This window comes from Streptomyces vietnamensis, from assembly GCF_000830005.1.
GTDB lineage: Bacteria > Actinomycetota > Actinomycetes > Streptomycetales > Streptomycetaceae > Streptomyces > Streptomyces vietnamensis.
Genome location: NZ_CP010407.1, coordinates 4779243 through 4794126, shown reverse-complemented (window position 1 = coordinate 4794126; position 14884 = coordinate 4779243). Strand labels below are relative to the sequence as shown.

Genomic DNA, 14884 nt, shown 5'->3' with positions numbered 1-14884 from the left:
AGAAAACAAGCGACCCCCACAAGGTGCTGGAACACCTGGAGGGGGTCTCACCACAAAGATCGCGAGACCGATCATCATGGTTGATAACGAGTTTAGTGCTGCCCCTCACCCCCTGGCCAACCCGGGATACGGCAAGCGCTCCGCGCCGCACCAGGAGCCGCGCGGGCCCCAGGACTTCGCCCACCTCCCGGCGCGCGAGGCCGCCATCGCCGCCTACATCGACCGGCTCCCCGAGGGCAGTGACATCTCGGTGAAGACGCTGGCCAAGCAGCTGCCGTACGGGCAGTGCGCCCTGCGCACCGCGCTCAACCGCATCCAGCGGGCCGGACACCTGCGGCGCGGACGCGAGTGTGTGGGCGGACGCTGGATCACCCGAACGTGGTTCACCCGGACGCCGCGTGACAGCGCCTGGTGGGCGGCGTTCCAGCAGGGCGACGTCCCGCGCGAGTCGAAGCGGAGCACCCGCTCACGCGCCTACGTCCTCCTCGCCGCCCTCGGCCGCTCGAACTCCGCCCTGTCCCTGTCCCACGCCGAGTGCCACGCCCTCACCCCGCTCGTCGAGGAGTGGTTCGACCGCGACGCCACCGACGACTTCATCCTGCACGCACTCACCACCGGCCTGCCGCAGCCCGTCCACCACCCCGCCGGCCTCGTCCGCCGCCGCCTCACCGACAAGCTCCCGCCCCTCCCCGTCCGCCGCGACCCCGCACCCCTTCGCATCCTGGAATGCGGGACCTGCGGCACGCCGGGGTACGCGGACACCCTCCAGGGCGGCGACTGCGGCGACTGCCGGGGCGAAACCGTCCCCCGCCCCCGTACCCACCTCCCGGCCGTCCAGGTCCACACCCGGGCCGCCACGATCCGGGGAAGGCTGGAAGCCGCTCGGAGGTGATCCGTTGACGGCCGAGACCGCCGAATCAGGCCTGCACCCGGAGTACCGGGGCGGTGTGCACGTTCGCGGAGCCGTCACTGTGACGGCTCCGCGAACGGGACTCTGCGGGGTGTGTCGGGGGCTTCCTAGGCGAGGACCTGCTTGACGAAGGTGATGAGCGCTTCTGCGGACTCCCGGAGGAAGGAGAGTCCGTTGTTGACGGGACCGGCCGGCGCGGCGTGGGCGGTAGCTGCTGTGGTCAGGACGATGACGGCGGAGGATGCCAGGGTCGCTGTCAGGCGCTTAATCGGGTTCATGCCAGAGAAACGCCGATCCGCGTAAGCGGTTCGCCGCAGCTGCGATCAGCTCACCGGAACGGCGGCTCCGCTTCACCCCTCCGGCCAGGTGGACCAGCTTCTGGCCGGTTCAATCGCCCGCATCAGGGGACGGCCGCGTTCGAAGACCTCGCGGGCGTGGGCCGCGCTGCACCGCGATGGCGACGACCGTTGGGTCGTCCGCCAAGGCGGTCCGGACCGCCTGTGGGACCGGGTCGAGGAACACGTGGCCCGGTGGCGCCGAGACGGCTCCCCCGACCTCGGCCGCTTCCGGATCACGGTCACCCCGGAGACGCAGACCATCACCTGGCCGAACTGACCGAGGACACGTATGCCGCAGGGCCCGTCAGGGGTGCCGTCGTCTTGGTCCTCGGGGCGGGCCTGCTGTGCGGGCCTCGGGTGGGACCGCCCGGCGCACCCCGCCGCTCGGTCTCAGAGGAGCACGGCGGCGAGGCGGTCCAGGACGTGGGGCCAGCCGTGGCCCATGCCCTCGTATGCCTGGCGGCCCATCGGGGAATCGAGGTCGAAGCCGGTGTGGGTGAGGACGAGGCGGGTGCCCTCGCCCTCCGGGTGGAGCGTCCAGGTGACGGTGGTGTCGAGCGTGCCCTCGGCGAAGCGGTAGGCGAGCAGCCGCTCCTCGTCGACGGCTGTCACCTCGCAGGGCTGCTGCCCGAAGTCGCCCATGTCGAGGGTGAAGCGGTGCCCGACGACGGCCTTGACGTCGCCGGCGGCCCACCAGCGGGCGTGCAGGTCGGGGTCGGTCAGGGCCTTCCACACCGCCGCGGGTGCGTGGGGCAGGTACTTCTCGCAGGTGATCGTGTTGTTCTCGGTCATCACGTTCCGTTTTCCTCGTCCAGGAGATCGGACAGCGCGTCCAGGCGCTGCTTCCAGTAGTGCTCGAACGGATGCAGCCACTCGCCCACCTCGGCGAGCCGGGCCGGTTCGAGGTGGTAGAAGCGGTGCCGCCCTCGGGGCTCTTCGCGTACCAGTCCCGCGGTACGGAGCACCGCCAGGTGCTCGGAGACCGCGGGCCTCCCGAGCTCGAACATCCCGGCCAGCTCGCCCGTGGAGCGAGGCCCTTCACGCAGCGTTTCGAGCAGTTTGCGGCGTACCGGGTTGGCCAGTACGCCGAACACGTCGGTCGGCATGGCGCTCATGATACGTCGGGATTTTCCGACGCGTCAAAACTTTCCGACGCGTTCCGCGGCGCGGGCGGCCGCCGACCCATCGGGTGAAATCACTCTCCGTGCATCGAGGCGCCCCCCTGCTCGTGGCAGAGATCACGCAACGTGATCACCTCTCGGTGGTCGTGCTCTCCCTCGCTCGTTCGCCTCCGCCTCCGCCTCCGCCTCCGTCTCCTGCCACGGGAAGGACCCCCATGCCCCGCAGAACAGCCGTCCGCACGACCGCGCGCCGCCGGACCCTCGGCCTTCTGTGCGCGCCCGCGCTCGTCGCCGCGGCCCTCACCGTCACCGCCGCCGGGGCTCCCGCCGTCGCGGCGCCCACCTGCTTCGAAGCCGCCGCCACCGTCACCGGCACCATCGGCACCCCGGGCGACGACGTCATCATCGGCACGCCCGGCAACGACGTCATCGACGGCAAGGGCGGCAACGACCGGATCTGCGGCCTGGGCGGCAACGACTACATCCACGGCGGGGACGGCAACGACCGCATCTCCGGCGGGACCGGCGACGACCGGATCTTCGGCGACGCCGGCAACGACGAGGTGGGCGGTGACGAGCGCGCGTTCACCGGAAACGTCAGCAGCGCCACCGGGCGGGACTACATCGACGGCGGGACCGGGGACGACTTCCTGCTCGGGGACAACGCGGCGACGCAGGGCACTGCCGACGGCGCCTCCCCCGACGTTCTCGTCGGCGGGGACGGCGACGACGTCCTGTACGGGGACAGTGCCGGCGACCACGCCAACGGCGGGGCCTCCGACCGTGTCATCGGCGGCAACGGGGAGGACGTCATCGTCGGGGACTCGCTCGGCTACTACGGTGCGACGGGTGCCGGAGACGACGTCCTGCTCGAAGGCCCCGGAACCCTCGGCGACGTCACGGGGGACAGCTTCGCGCCGTTCGGCAACGCCAGCGGGGCCGGCGGCGACGACCTGATCGACCTGGGACCCGACGGCGCGTTCGGCGCCGTCGGCGACCACACGTCCGCCGGCACCGCGGTCGGCTCCGGCAACGACGTGATCCTCGGCGGCAGCACGGGCGAGATCATCCTCATCGGCGACAACTCCCTCGTCGATCCCGCCGGGTCCACCGCGGGCAACGACCAGATCGAGGGCCGCGGCGGCGACGACCGGATCTTCGGCGACAACTCGGACTGGAGCCAGACGCTCGGCACCGCCGGCGGCCGGGACGCCCTGCGCGGCGGCGACGGCAACGACTACCTGCGCGGCGGCCCCGCCGCCGACGCCCTCGACGGCCAGGCGGGCGTCGACGACTGCGACGGCGAGGGCGGGACGAACATCGTGGTCAACTGCGAGACCCAGGCGGCCGCACGGTCGGCCCGAAAGGCCGCCCCCGCCCGGACGGAGCGGCCCCTGTACGACCGCCTCGCCGGGCAGAAGGGCCGGAACGGGCTGTTCTGACCGGCCCCCGGGCCCGACCTCTCGGACCGGCCCGGGCCGTCCGGGCTGGGCCGGGCCACTCGGACTGACCCGGGCCGTCCGGGCTGGGCCGGTCCGAGGGGTCGGGCCCGGGCCGTCGGCTCGGCTGTGCGTCCCGTCAGTTGCCCGGTGCCGCCGTCCTGATGAAGTCCGTCACGACCCTCACGTACTCCTTCGGGTGCGTGACGTGCGGGATGTGGCCCGCGCCCTCGAAGGTCTGGTGCCGGGCGTTCGGCAGGACCGCGGCCAGGCGGTCCAGGACCGTGCCGAACCAGGCGGGGCTCTCCGTACCACGGCTCAGGAGGACCGGGACCGGGCAGGCGGAGAGGCCTTCGAGGTCCAGTTCGGCCCAGGACGGGTCGTTCTGTTCGTCCAGCCAGGTCTGGGCGTTCGTCACGAACGTCTGTCGGATGGCGGGCGGCAGTTGGTCCCACATGCCCGGGCCCATCGCCACCTCCTCCACGAACAGGCGCGCCCCCTGCTCGTCCTCCCCCTTGCGGAGGTGGTCGAGGATCGCGTCGAAGGACGTGAACGTCGGCTGCAGTTGCTCCATGGATTCATGGTCGTCCGCCACCACCCCCACCAGCGGCGGCTCGTGGACCGTGATCGTGCGGAACAGCTCCGGGCGGCGGGCCGCCAGGCCGAGGGTGATCGACGCGCCGAAGGAGCTGCCGGCGACGTGCGCGGGGCCGTCGAAGAGCTCCTCGATCAGCGCCGCCAGGTCGTCCTCGTCCTCCCTCCGGGCGCCCCGGCCCGGAACCTTCTCGCTCTCGCCGTGGCCGCGGCGGTCGTACGCGACCGCGGTGAAGGACGCGCGGATGTCCGCCTCGATCGCCGGCTGCCAGCTGTGGCGGTCGTTCCACGAACCGTGGACGAGGACGAGTGGTTCGCCTTCGCCCACGGAGTCGTACGCGAGTTTCACGCCGTTGACGCGTACCTGGGGCATGCGGTGCCTCCTGGGAGAGGGGGTGGGGGGTGAGGACGCGGCGACCCGTCTCCGTGCGTCGCCGCCCTCTGGTCTCTACCAGGACGATTCGATGTCGCGCCGCCGCCGCGCCGTCACAGGCCCCTTCCGTGTCGGCCGCCGCCGTGCCGCTACAGGGCCGTTCCCTTTCGCCCGCCGCCGCGCCGTCAGTCGAACCACCTGTCCCTCGCCAGTTCCGCCGTCCTCGACGGGTCCTCCAGGAGGGCCGCCACCTCGAAGCGGCGGGGCCACTGGCCCGCCGCCCAGGCGAGGCCGGCCGCCACGCCCTCCAGGGTGGCGGCGTGGACGACGCCGTCGGGGGTGCGGCGCCAGTCGAGTTCGATGCCGCCGGCGTGGAGTTCCTCGTGCTCGATGTACGAGGCGGGGGTCGCCGGGCCGAGGAGGGCGTGGACCGAGGGCGGAACCTCGTGCTCCTCACCGACCGTCGTGACCTCGGCCTCCACCGCCTCGCTCAGGCGGCGGACCTGGAAGAGGTCCGCCAGGTCGTCCGCGCGGGACGGGGAGACCGGCAGGAGCGGGAGGTCGCCGGCCAGCGGGAGGAGGTCGGGGGCGTCCGCCACCAGGGCCTCCGAGGCCTCGACCACGACGAGGGTGCCGTCCACGACCGCGCGCAGGTCGTCGGGGAGCGTCACCTGCTCCGGGTCCAGGTCCGCCAGGGCCGTGTACAGGGCGTGGAGTTGGGGTGCCGTGACCTCGCGGGACGGGTCCGCCAGGCGGGCCAGGAGCTCCGCCGCGCCGCCCGGTTCGTCGAGGAGGGCCGCGACCGAGGTGCGGACGCCCAGGGCCCGGAGGACCTGCTCGTCCTCGAAGCCGGTCGCGTCGGCGGAGTCGTACAGGCCGATGAGGAGCGGGTCCGAGCCCTCCGCGCGGAGGCCCGCCGGGCGGCGGCCGTCCAGGACGGGGTGGTCGCGCAGCCACCAGGCCGTGTACGAGCGGACGGTCTCCGTCGTGCCGTCCGGCAGGAGCACCCGTACGGGCTGGGTCAGGGCGTCCCTGAGCGGCGGCTGCGCGAGGAGCGCGAGGGCCTGCGGCCAGCGGTCGTCGTCGACCAGGTCCAGGTCCCGTACGGCCACGATCTCCGTCGCCACCGGCGGTACGGCGGTCATCGGGAGGCGGTCCAGGACGTCCTCGCACCACACGTCGACCGCGTCGAGCAGGCCCGCGTCGTCCGGCTCCGGGTAGTCGCCCTCGCGGGGCTCGACCTCGTCCGGGTCGAGGACCAGGTCGGTCGCGCGGACCAGGGCGAAGTTGGCGAGGACACCACAGGCGGCGAGGGGCTGTTCGCCCCAGCGGGCGGCCAGGTCGGCGTCGACGAAGGCGAGTTCCTCCTCGCGCATCACGGCCGCGAACGGCGAGCCCGGGAGGACCAGTTCGCCCGCCGGGGACAGTTCGCCGTCCTCGTCGGGGAGGGCGAGCGCGCCGAGCCACGGCTCCTCGCCGGGGTCGAGCTCCGCGTCGCGGACCAGGGCGAGGACGGTCTCGGCCAGTTCCTCCGCGTCGAGGGCGTCGGCGTCCTCGTCCCAGATCTCGCCCGCGTCGAGGGAGGCCGCGACCGCCGCCCGTACCTGCGGGGTCGTCAGGACCGCGCGGGGTGTGGCCGGCAGGGCGCCCAGCTTCTCCAGGAGCGGGTGGGCCGCCTCCGGGTGCGCCACCTTCAGGCCGAGCCGTGTCAGTTCGGCGGGCGTGCGGTCCTGCGGCAGGAGGACCTGGCGGGGGCCGATCGTCGTACGGATCCTGGCGCCCTCCTCGGCCTCCGCGAGCGGCACCGGGAGGCCCGTCAGACGGTCCGGGTCGACGCCGGCGAGCGAGTCGTACAGCCGCCACCACCACGTCGGCGGGCGGTCCACACCGGCAAGGCGGTCGATCGCCTCGGTGAGGGGGACGCGGCCGACGCCGAGGGTACGGAGCTCGGGGCGGCGTTCGAGACCGGCGGGCAGGAGCGTCGGGAACACCTCGGCGAGGACGTCGACCGTCTCCGCGCCCGCGCCCTCCACGACCTCCGCCTCGATCGGGCGGAGTGCCGGAAGCTCCTCGGAGGGGGCGGCCGGGGCCAGGAACGCGACGCGCGGCAGCCGGTCGAGGATCGCCTCGCGCAGGGCGCCGTCGACGTGCCCCTTGCCGAGCGGGCCGGGCACGAGGTCGAGGGTCGCGGTCGTCACCGGCTGCCAGTCGGCGAGGAGTTCGGCGTACGCGTCGGCCGCCCGCTGCACCAGGAAGTCCGTCAGCGGCCCGGGCGCCGGGTGCCGCCGGGCCGTGTCCAGCGGGAGGGACGCGATGAGGAGGGCGGGGATGCCGAGGGGCTCGTCGGTGGGGGTGGGGGCGTGCACGACGGGGGTCGTACGGGGGTACTTCGGGGCCCCCTCCGCATCCACCGGTACGGCCCAGGTGACCGACCAGTGCGGGCGGAGTCGCTCCTCGACCGGGCGGTCCTTCAGGAGGGCGGGGTCGAGGGGGCCGCCGTGGGTGACGGTCCGCCAGCGGTGGGTGCCGGTGGCGCTGTCGCCGGAATCGTCGATGCGGACGTATCCCTCGTCCTCGGAGCGGCGGAGGGTCCGCACGCCCTCCGCCGTCTCCACGACGATCTCGGCGATACCCGGAAGAGTGAGGAGCAGAGCGTCGTCCACGGAGGCGAGGAGACGCTCGGCCAGGTCCTCGGCGGCGGCATCCCGCAGCGGGAGGACGACGACGGTGTCGTATCCCTCGGGCGCGGTGCCCTCGGCGGGCAGCGGAAGACGCAGGAGCGGTACGTGGCCGTCACGGCGGCGCAGTTCGTCGCCGAGGCCCGGGCTGTACCGGGCGGCCTCGGCGGCCAGCTCGCGCGCCTCGGCCAGGGACCAGCGGACGCCGCCGTGCCGGCCCAGGACGGCGGGCTCGTCGGAGACGGCGAGGACGGCGGCGAAACCGACGCCGAAACGGCCGACGGCGCCGTGGCCGCCCTGTCCGTCCTGTCCGCCCTGTCCGCCCTGCTCGCGTTTGGCGGAGGCGCGGAGGGTGGACAGCGACTCCACGCCCGCGGCGTCCAGCGGGGCGCCGGTGTTCGCGGCGGCGAGGACCGCGGGGCCCTCGTGGTCCGCGGGGTGCAGGGTCAGGCGGAGGCGGCCGGTGACGCCGGCGCGGTGGGCGGCGTCGGCGGCGTTCTGCGCCAGCTCGACGACGAGGCGGTCGCGGTAGCCGCCGAGGGCCAGGTCCTCCTCGGCGTTGGCGTCCTCCCGGAACCGGGCCGGACTCGCGCCCCAGGCGTCGAGCACGCCTCGCCGCAGCCGTGCCGTGCCGAAGGGATCGGTTCCGTCGGTCGTCGTCCGGACGCTGACGCTCACGTCTGACTCCAGTCTGCGGTTCTGCGGGGCGGTCGGTCCCGACTCATTGAGCCCGGGGGCCCGAAGGTACCTTGCGCTGCGGTGCGGGGCGGACGGGGCACGTCCGTGGGCGGGGGCGCGCGGGGTCGTTCGCCCCGAACTGCGCTTGCCGGGCCACGGGCCGGGCGCTGCCGAGCCGGGCCGGGCGCTGCTGGGCCGCGGGCCGGGCCCGGTGCGGGCGGCACCCTTGCGGGCCCGGTGCGGCCGGGGCGCGAGCCTTCGCTCCTCGCGGGCGGCGCCCTTGTGGGCCCGGGTGGCGGGCCCGCGCCCGGGTCCGGGCCGCGCTCTCGCCGGGCCGGGTCGTGGGCCTGCGCCCCGCCGTTGTGGGCGGTCGTTCCGCCGGGCGGTGCCCACCCGCGCGGCCGGCGCCACCCCGTTGTGGGCGCCTCGTGCCGCCCCCGTTGTGGGCGGCGCCCCGCCCGGGGCGGTGCCCCCGCCGCCCTCGTTGTGGGCAATCGTTCCGCTGGGGCGGAACGGGTGGGCACAACGGACCCGCGCCCTGCCGGCGCCCGAGGCTCCCGCGCCCGAACCCGCACCGGCAGCGCGCCGCAGCGGTGGTGCGGGTCCAGGCGCGGAACGCGGAGGCGCCGCTGAAGGGCGCCGTCCCGTGTGCCCACCCGTCCCGCCCCAGCGGGACGATTGCCCACACGGCGGTGCGCACCGCCCGCCCCGGCGCGGGGCCACACGGCGGGCGGCGAAGGGCACCGCCCAGCCCGGACGCGGGCCCACACGGCGGCGGGGTGCCGCCCCGCAAAGCGGGGGGCCACACGGGGCGGGGCGCAGCCCCGGGCGAGGGCGCCGCCCAGCCGGGCGCGGGTCACACGAGGCGGGGCGCAGCCCGGCAAGGCGCGGGCCCGCACGAGGCGGGGGTGCCGGTCGGCGCGGGCGCAGGCCGCACGGTGTGGCCCAGCGGGGGCGCCGCGCGGTGTGGCCCGGCGGGGGCGCCGCCCGGAGTGGTCCAGCGGGGGCGCCGCCCGGAGTGAGCGGAGGGTTACGAGTGGCCCAGGTCCTCCGAGGACGCGTCCGGTTCCGTCGTCGAGCCGGAGTCCTTCGCCGGACGGAGCGGAAAGACGTCCGCGGCCATCGAGTCCAGCACCGGCGGCGCCGGCCGCGGCGGCTTCGGCATGACCGCGGCCTCCGAGTGCCCCCCGCAGCCGTACGCCAGCGACACGACCCGGCCGTCCGCCGGGGAGAACTCGTTCGCGCAGATGCCGAAGGCCTGCTTCAGGGAGCCCGCCAGCGGCACCAGGAACGCGCAGGACTCGCAGGAGGCCGGTGCCGCCTGCGCCATCGGCGTCTTCGCGCCGAACGCCTCGTCCCAGCGGTCCGCCGCCACGTGCAGGCCGTAGCGGGACAGGACCCGGGCCCGGCGCATGCCGAGTTCCTCCGCGACCGCCGCGATCGCGCCCCGCGACGGGGTGCGGGACGTCAGCTCGGCGTCCTCCTCGTCCAGGTGCTCCGACATCTCCTCCGACACCGCGGAGTTCGGCGGCGGCGCGTCCTCGCCCGAGTACCCGGGCTCCAGACGCAGGTCGTCCTGCTCCGTGGGGAGGAGGTCCCCGGGGCCCATGTCGCCGGGGCGCAGCCGCTCGCTCCACGGCACCCACTCCGGGGCCAGGAGCGCGTCGGCGCCCGGCAGCAGGACGGTTTCGTCAAGCGTGACGTTCTTGGCGCGGGAGGCGCGGGTGACGGTCACCGCCCAGCGCCAGCCCCGGTAGCCGGGCTCCTTGGACTCGAAGTAGTGGGTGACGACTCGGTCGCCCTCCGCGACGACCTCGACGTGCGCGCCCACGATCCCTGGCGCGGCCGCCTCCTCGGCGGCCTCCCGCGCGAGGTCTACGGCCTCCGCGCACAGGCGGTCGGGGGTACGCGTGGCTCGCGGGGTACGCGGGGTACCGCTTCGCGTCGTCGCAGCACTCACAGGTCTCGCTTCTCTCCTACGCCGTCTCACGGGTGCGCCGGCCGAGGGGCGGGAGCGAAGCCACGGGCGGCGGGCGGAGCGGACCAGGGGGCCGCATCGACGTCCGCACCCGACTTGTCTCGCACGTCTCGGGCACACCTAACGCCATCCATTCTGCGGGATGCCGAAGAGGCGCGCGGCCGAGAGCTTCCGCCGGTGACGCGCTACGCACGCTACCCCGTTCGCGGGCCTCCGCCCACCTGCCCGCCCCAAGTGACCGGATCCTGGAGCGCCGGAACCGCCCCGGACCCGGCCCGCGCCCGTGTGGGCGATCGTCCCGCAGGGGCGAGGGGGCCCCTGCGCGAGCGGAGCGACGGCCCCCAACGGGGGCGCGGCGCGCAATCGATCCTCCGTGGTCGTCTCCGTCGTGCCCCGGTTCGTCCGGCGCGCCCGTGGGGCACTATGACGGAGTGGCAGCCGCACGGTCCCCCGTACGATCACACGATCCCGCCGGGCCGCTCCGCCGAGCGGGCCGGAAGGTCGGGCGCGCCCTGCACCTGCCGTTCACCGGGACCGCCAAGGGCATCCGGAAGGCCACCCACGCGCACGGCGCGGGCGAGTCGGGGCTCGGGAAGCTGATCGAGCTGCACGCCGTGAACGGCGCCGGCGACGTCATGATCACCGTCGCCCTCGCCTCCACCGTCTTCTTCTCCGTGCCGACCGACGAGGCCCGCGGCCGCGTCGCGCTCTACCTCGCCGTCACCATGGCCCCCTTCACCCTCCTCGCCCCCGTGATCGGCCCGCTCCTGGACCGCATCCCGCACGGGCGGCGCGCGGCGATGGCGGGCGCGATGCTGACCCGGGCCGTCCTCGCGATCATGATGTCGGGGGCCGTGGCGACCGGCGGCCTGGAGCTGTACCCCGCCGCGCTGGGCGTGCTCGTGGCCTCCAAGGCGTACGGAGTCGTCCGCAGCGCCGTCGTACCCCGCCTCCTCCCACCGAACTTCTCCCTCGTGAAGGCGAACTCCCGGGTCACCCTGGCCGGGCTGCTCGCCACCGGCATCGCCGCGCCCATCGGTGCGGGGCTCCAGATGATCGGGCCGGGCTGGCCGCTGTACGGGGCGTGCGCGCTGTTCCTGCTCGGCACGTTCTGGGCGCTGCGGATGCCGCACAAGGTGGACTCCGCGAAGGGTGAGCGGCGGGCGCACCTGCTGACGCACGGCGAGAAGAAGCCGAGCCTGCGGACGGTCGGCCCCTCCGTGCTGCACGGCCTGGAGGCGAACGCCGCGCAGCGCATGCTGTCGGGTTTCCTGATCTTCTTCCTGGCGTTCCTGCTGCGCGAACACCCGTTGCCCGGGCAGAGCGCCGCCGTCTCCCTCGGCATCGTGGGCGTGGCGGCCGGTGCGGGGAACGCCTGCGGTACGGCCGTCGGCTCGCTGCTCCGGGACCGGGGCCACGGGCCCGAGGTGATCATCGCCACGATGATCAGCGTGGTCTGCGGTACGGCGGTCCTCGCCGCGATCTTCTTCGGCGGGCTCATGGTCGCCGTCCTCGGCGCGGTCGCGGGCCTCACCCAGGCCCTGTCGAAGCTGTCCCTGGACGCGCTGATCCAGCGGGACGTGCCGGAGCAGGTGCGGACCTCGGCGTTCGCCCGCTCCGAGACGGCGCTGCAGATGGCGTGGGTGGTGGGCGGCGGGATCGGCATCGCGCTGCCCCTGAACGGCACCCTCGGCATGTCCGTCGCCGCCGCGATCCTGGGCCTGGGCGCGTTCCTCTCGGTCCGCGGCCTCCTGTCGGCGGCCCGCCGCCCGACCCCCAAGGGCGGCCGACCGAAGACGAAAGCGGCTTAGGGGTGCCTTGCCGGCCGGGGCGGGCCGGGCAGGCCCTGGGGCCCCTAGGGGCGTCTTGCCGAGCGGGGCCGGACAGGCCCCGGGGACGTCTTGCCGGCCGGGGGGGCAAGCCCCTGGGGGCGCCTTGCCGGCCGGGGCGGACAGGACCTAGGGACGTCTTGCCGAGCGGGGCGGACAGGACCCGGGGCGTCTTGCCTAGCGGGGCCAGCAGGCCCTGGGGCGCCTTGCCGGCCGGGGCGGACAGGACCTGGGGCGTCTTGCCGAGCGGGCCGGGCAGGCCCCGGCATCGCTGGGGACACTCCGTGCGAAGCGGTACGCCGGGGCGGCACGCCGTACCCCCGCGTGGCGCGGGCGCGGCGGCCCGATAGCCTTCGGCTCATGACCGTTGCGTTCTTCTCCGGCTCGCGCCGCCGGGCCGCCGTCGCCCTCGGGGCCGTCTCCGCCGGGCTCCTCGTACTCTCCGCCTGCGACAAGCCGACTCCGCTCGCGACCCTGACGGTCGGGACCGACTCGGTGCACTCCGAGGCCGCCTGCTACAACAACGGCGACGCCATCAAGGAGTCGCAGATCCAGCAGTGCCTCAACAAGAAGGCCGAGAAGACCATCACGGTCTCCGCGGACGACAAGATCCGCTTCGGCGTGGACCCGGAGATCGCCGACCACGGCTGGACGATCTTCCTCGGCGGCCAGCAGGCCGAGCCCGAGCCGTACAAGAAGACGTACCGGACCATCCCGGCCAGCGCCTTCTTCTCCCAGTCCCCGACCGGCGAGGCCACCGACAAGACCCAGGTGACCATCGTCGAGAACACCGGCAAGAAGCTGACCGGCATCTGGCACTTCCAGCTGAAGAAGGACTCCTGATCCGCCGGTGGTCCACCGGATCCTGATCGTGACGGCCGTGGCGGCGGAGGCGGACTCCGTCTCCGCCGGCCTCGGTCTCGGCGACCCCGAGCCGCTTCCGCTGCCGGGGGGCCTCGTCCTGCGCCGTCACGAGAACCGCGTCGACGTCCTCGTCGGCGGGGTCGGCCCCGCGGCCGTCGCCGCCGCGACCGGGACGGCCCTCGCGTACGCCTCGTTGAAGGACGGCGGGTACGGGCTCGTCGTCTCCGCCGGCATCGCCGGCGGGTTCCAGCCCGCCGCGCCCGTCGGCTCCGTCGTCGTGTCGTCGGCGATCGTCGCCGCCGACCTCGGGGCCGAGACCCCGGACGGGTACCTCACGGTCGAGGAGCTGGGCTTCGGCCGGTCCGCCCACCCCGTGCCCGAGGCGCTGACCGACCGGATCGTCGCCGCGCTCGCCGCGCTCGCCACGGGATGCACCCTCGCACCCGTCCTCACCGTCTCCACCGTCACCGGCACCGCCCGTCGCGCCGCCGAACTCGCCGAGCGGCATCCGACCGCCGCCGCCGAGGCGATGGAGGGCTTCGGCGTCGCCGAGGCCGCCGCCGTGTACGGCGTGCCCGTCGTCGAGGTCCGGGCCGTGTCCAACGCCGTCGGCCCCCGCGACCGCGCCGCCTGGCGCATCGGCGAGGCCCTGGGCGCCCTCCGGCACACCTTCGAGCTGCTCGGCAGCACCGTCTTCGTGGAGGCGCACGCGTGAAACTCAAGATCGCCTACTCGCCCTGCCCCAACGACACCTTCGTCTTCGACGCCTGGGCGCACGGCCGGGTCCCGGGCGCGCCCCGGCTCGACGTGACGTTCGCGGACATCGACGTCACCAACGGCTGGGCGGAGAGCGGCACCGACGCGCACGACGTCCTGAAGGTGTCGTACGCGGTGCTGCCGTGGATCCTCGACGAGTACGCCCTGCTGCCCTGCGGCGGCGCCCTGGGCCGCGGCTGCGGGCCGCTCGTGCTGACCCGTGAGGAGGGGGCGGACCTCGCCGGGAAGACCGTCGCGGTGCCGAGCGAGCGCTCGACCGCGTACCTGCTGTTCCGGCTGTGGGCGGCCGAGAAGGTGCCCGGCGGGGTCGGGGACGTCGTCGTGATGCCGTTCCACGAGATCATGCCCGCCGTGCGGGACGGGAAGGTCGACGCGGGGCTCGTCATCCACGAGGCCCGCTTCACGTACAAGAACTACGGGCTGCACTGCCTCGCCGACATGGGCGAGCACTGGGAGTCCACGACCGGCCTCCCGATCCCGCTGGGCGCGATCGTCGCCCGTCGCTCGCTGGGCGCCGAGACGCTCGAGCTGCTCGCCGAGTCCGCCCGCGCGTCGGTGCGGATGGCCTGGGACGATCCGGGGGCCTCCCGGCCGTACGTCCTGGAGCACGCCCAGGAGATGGACCCGAAGGTGGCCGACCAGCACATCGGCCTCTACGTGAACGAGTTCACGGCCGACCTCGGCGAGCACGGCTACGCGGCGGTCCGCGGGCTGCTCACGCGCGCCGCGGCCGAGGGACTCGTACCGCCCCTCGGCCCGGACGCGCTGCGGTTCCCGTAGAACCGTAGGACCTCAGCCCCGGACGCGCGGCGATTCCGTAGAACCTCAGCCCCGGACCCGCCGCGGTTCCCGTGGAACCTCAGCCCCGGACGCGCCGCGGTTCCCGTGAAGGGCTACACGTCCAGCTGGTCGGCGACCGCCCGCAGCAGGCCGGCGATCTTCTTGCCCGCCGCCTTCTCCGGGTAGCGGCCGCGCTCCAGCATCGGCGTGATGTTCTCCAGGAGCGTCGTCAGGTCCTGCACGATGGACGCCAGTTCGTCGGGCTTACGGCGCTGCGCCGCGGCGACGGACGGGGTCGGCTCGAGGATCGTGACGGACAGCGCCTGGTCGCCACGCTGACCGGCGACGACCCCGAACTCGACCCGCTGCCCCGGCTTCAGTGCGTCGACTCCGGCAGGGAGCACCGACGAGTGGACGAAGACGTCGCCGCCGTCGTCGCGGGAGAGAAAGCCGAAGCCCTTCTCGCTGTTGAACCATTTGACCTTGCCGGTAGGCACGTCTGTCCTCGTCCTCGTCCTCGTCGAT

14 protein-coding genes are annotated in these 14884 nt (G+C 74.4%); 7 read left to right on the top strand and 7 right to left on the bottom strand.

Annotated features, from left to right (window positions below; translation table 11 throughout):
• Positions 1 to 76: 76 nt before the first annotated feature.
• Positions 77 to 892 carry a hypothetical protein gene (locus SVTN_RS21550; protein WP_107072762.1) on the top strand — a complete coding sequence of 272 codons (816 nt, stop codon included), beginning with the start codon at positions 77 to 79 and terminating at the stop codon, positions 890 to 892.
• Between the two features lie 125 nt (positions 893 to 1017).
• Here the strand turns inward: SVTN_RS21550 and SVTN_RS44355 are convergent, their stop codons facing one another.
• Positions 1018 to 1188, bottom strand: a complete 171-nt coding sequence (locus SVTN_RS44355; RefSeq protein ID WP_159026490.1) for a hypothetical protein — start codon at positions 1186 to 1188, stop codon at positions 1018 to 1020.
• Between the two features lie 88 nt (positions 1189 to 1276).
• Between SVTN_RS44355 and SVTN_RS21545 the strand changes: the two genes are divergently transcribed.
• Positions 1277 to 1525: a hypothetical protein gene (locus tag SVTN_RS21545; RefSeq protein ID WP_041130575.1), complete on the top strand. Its 249-nt coding sequence runs from the start codon at positions 1277 to 1279 to the stop codon at positions 1523 to 1525.
• A gap of 113 nt (positions 1526 to 1638) precedes the next feature.
• On the opposite strand, the gene SVTN_RS21540 is transcribed toward SVTN_RS21545, so the two are convergent.
• The gene (locus SVTN_RS21540; protein WP_041130574.1) at positions 1639 to 2040 is read right to left on the bottom strand and encodes an SRPBCC family protein; all 402 of its coding nucleotides are present in this window, start codon (positions 2038 to 2040) and stop codon (positions 1639 to 1641) included.
• Entirely contained in the window at positions 2040 to 2354 is a 315-nt protein-coding gene (locus tag SVTN_RS21535) for an ArsR/SmtB family transcription factor (RefSeq protein ID WP_041130573.1), read from the bottom strand. The genes SVTN_RS21540 and SVTN_RS21535 overlap by 1 nt, the downstream gene beginning before the upstream one ends.
• Before the next feature lie 230 nt (positions 2355 to 2584).
• Between SVTN_RS21535 and SVTN_RS21530 the strand changes: the two genes are divergently transcribed.
• Positions 2585 to 3811 carry a calcium-binding protein gene (locus SVTN_RS21530; protein ID WP_041130572.1) on the top strand — a complete coding sequence of 409 codons (1227 nt, stop codon included), beginning with the start codon at positions 2585 to 2587 and terminating at the stop codon, positions 3809 to 3811.
• 136 nt (positions 3812 to 3947) lie between these two features.
• Here the strand turns inward: SVTN_RS21530 and SVTN_RS21525 are convergent, their stop codons facing one another.
• The 3 genes from SVTN_RS21525 to SVTN_RS21515 all read right to left on the bottom strand — a co-directional run bounded on the left by SVTN_RS21525 (position 3948) and on the right by SVTN_RS21515 (position 10091).
• On the bottom strand, positions 3948 to 4775 hold the full coding sequence (locus SVTN_RS21525; protein ID WP_041130571.1) for an alpha/beta fold hydrolase: 828 nt from the start codon (positions 4773 to 4775) through the stop codon (positions 3948 to 3950).
• A 185-nt stretch (positions 4776 to 4960) separates the two neighbouring features.
• Complete coding sequence (locus SVTN_RS21520) at positions 4961 to 8143, bottom strand: sacsin N-terminal ATP-binding-like domain-containing protein (protein ID WP_052499705.1); 3183 nt, start codon at positions 8141 to 8143, stop codon at positions 4961 to 4963.
• Between the two features lie 1018 nt (positions 8144 to 9161).
• On the bottom strand, positions 9162 to 10091 hold the full coding sequence (locus tag SVTN_RS21515; RefSeq protein ID WP_078908439.1) for a DUF3027 domain-containing protein: 930 nt from the start codon (positions 10089 to 10091) through the stop codon (positions 9162 to 9164).
• Positions 10092 to 10540: 449 nt separating this feature from the next.
• On the opposite strand from SVTN_RS21515, the gene SVTN_RS21510 reads away from it, so the two are divergent.
• The 4 genes from SVTN_RS21510 (at position 10541) to SVTN_RS21495 (ending at position 14359) form a co-directional block, all read left to right on the top strand.
• Positions 10541 to 11920 carry an MFS transporter gene (locus SVTN_RS21510; RefSeq protein ID WP_041130569.1) on the top strand — a complete coding sequence of 460 codons (1380 nt, stop codon included), beginning with the start codon at positions 10541 to 10543 and terminating at the stop codon, positions 11918 to 11920.
• 378 nt (positions 11921 to 12298) lie between these two features.
• Positions 12299 to 12781 carry a hypothetical protein gene (locus SVTN_RS21505; protein ID WP_041130568.1) on the top strand — a complete coding sequence of 161 codons (483 nt, stop codon included), beginning with the start codon at positions 12299 to 12301 and terminating at the stop codon, positions 12779 to 12781.
• A 7-nt stretch (positions 12782 to 12788) separates the two neighbouring features.
• Positions 12789 to 13517, top strand: coding sequence for a futalosine hydrolase (locus SVTN_RS21500; protein ID WP_041130567.1), 729 nt, complete (start codon positions 12789 to 12791; stop codon positions 13515 to 13517).
• Complete coding sequence (locus tag SVTN_RS21495) at positions 13514 to 14359, top strand: 1,4-dihydroxy-6-naphtoate synthase (protein WP_174518276.1); 846 nt, start codon at positions 13514 to 13516, stop codon at positions 14357 to 14359. The genes SVTN_RS21500 and SVTN_RS21495 overlap by 4 nt, the downstream gene beginning before the upstream one ends.
• Before the next feature lie 113 nt (positions 14360 to 14472).
• Here SVTN_RS21495 and SVTN_RS46195 read toward each other — a convergent pair whose 3' ends face one another.
• Positions 14473 to 14856, bottom strand: a complete 384-nt coding sequence (locus SVTN_RS46195; RefSeq protein ID WP_041130566.1) for a cold-shock protein — start codon at positions 14854 to 14856, stop codon at positions 14473 to 14475.
• Positions 14857 to 14884: the final 28 nt, after the last annotated feature.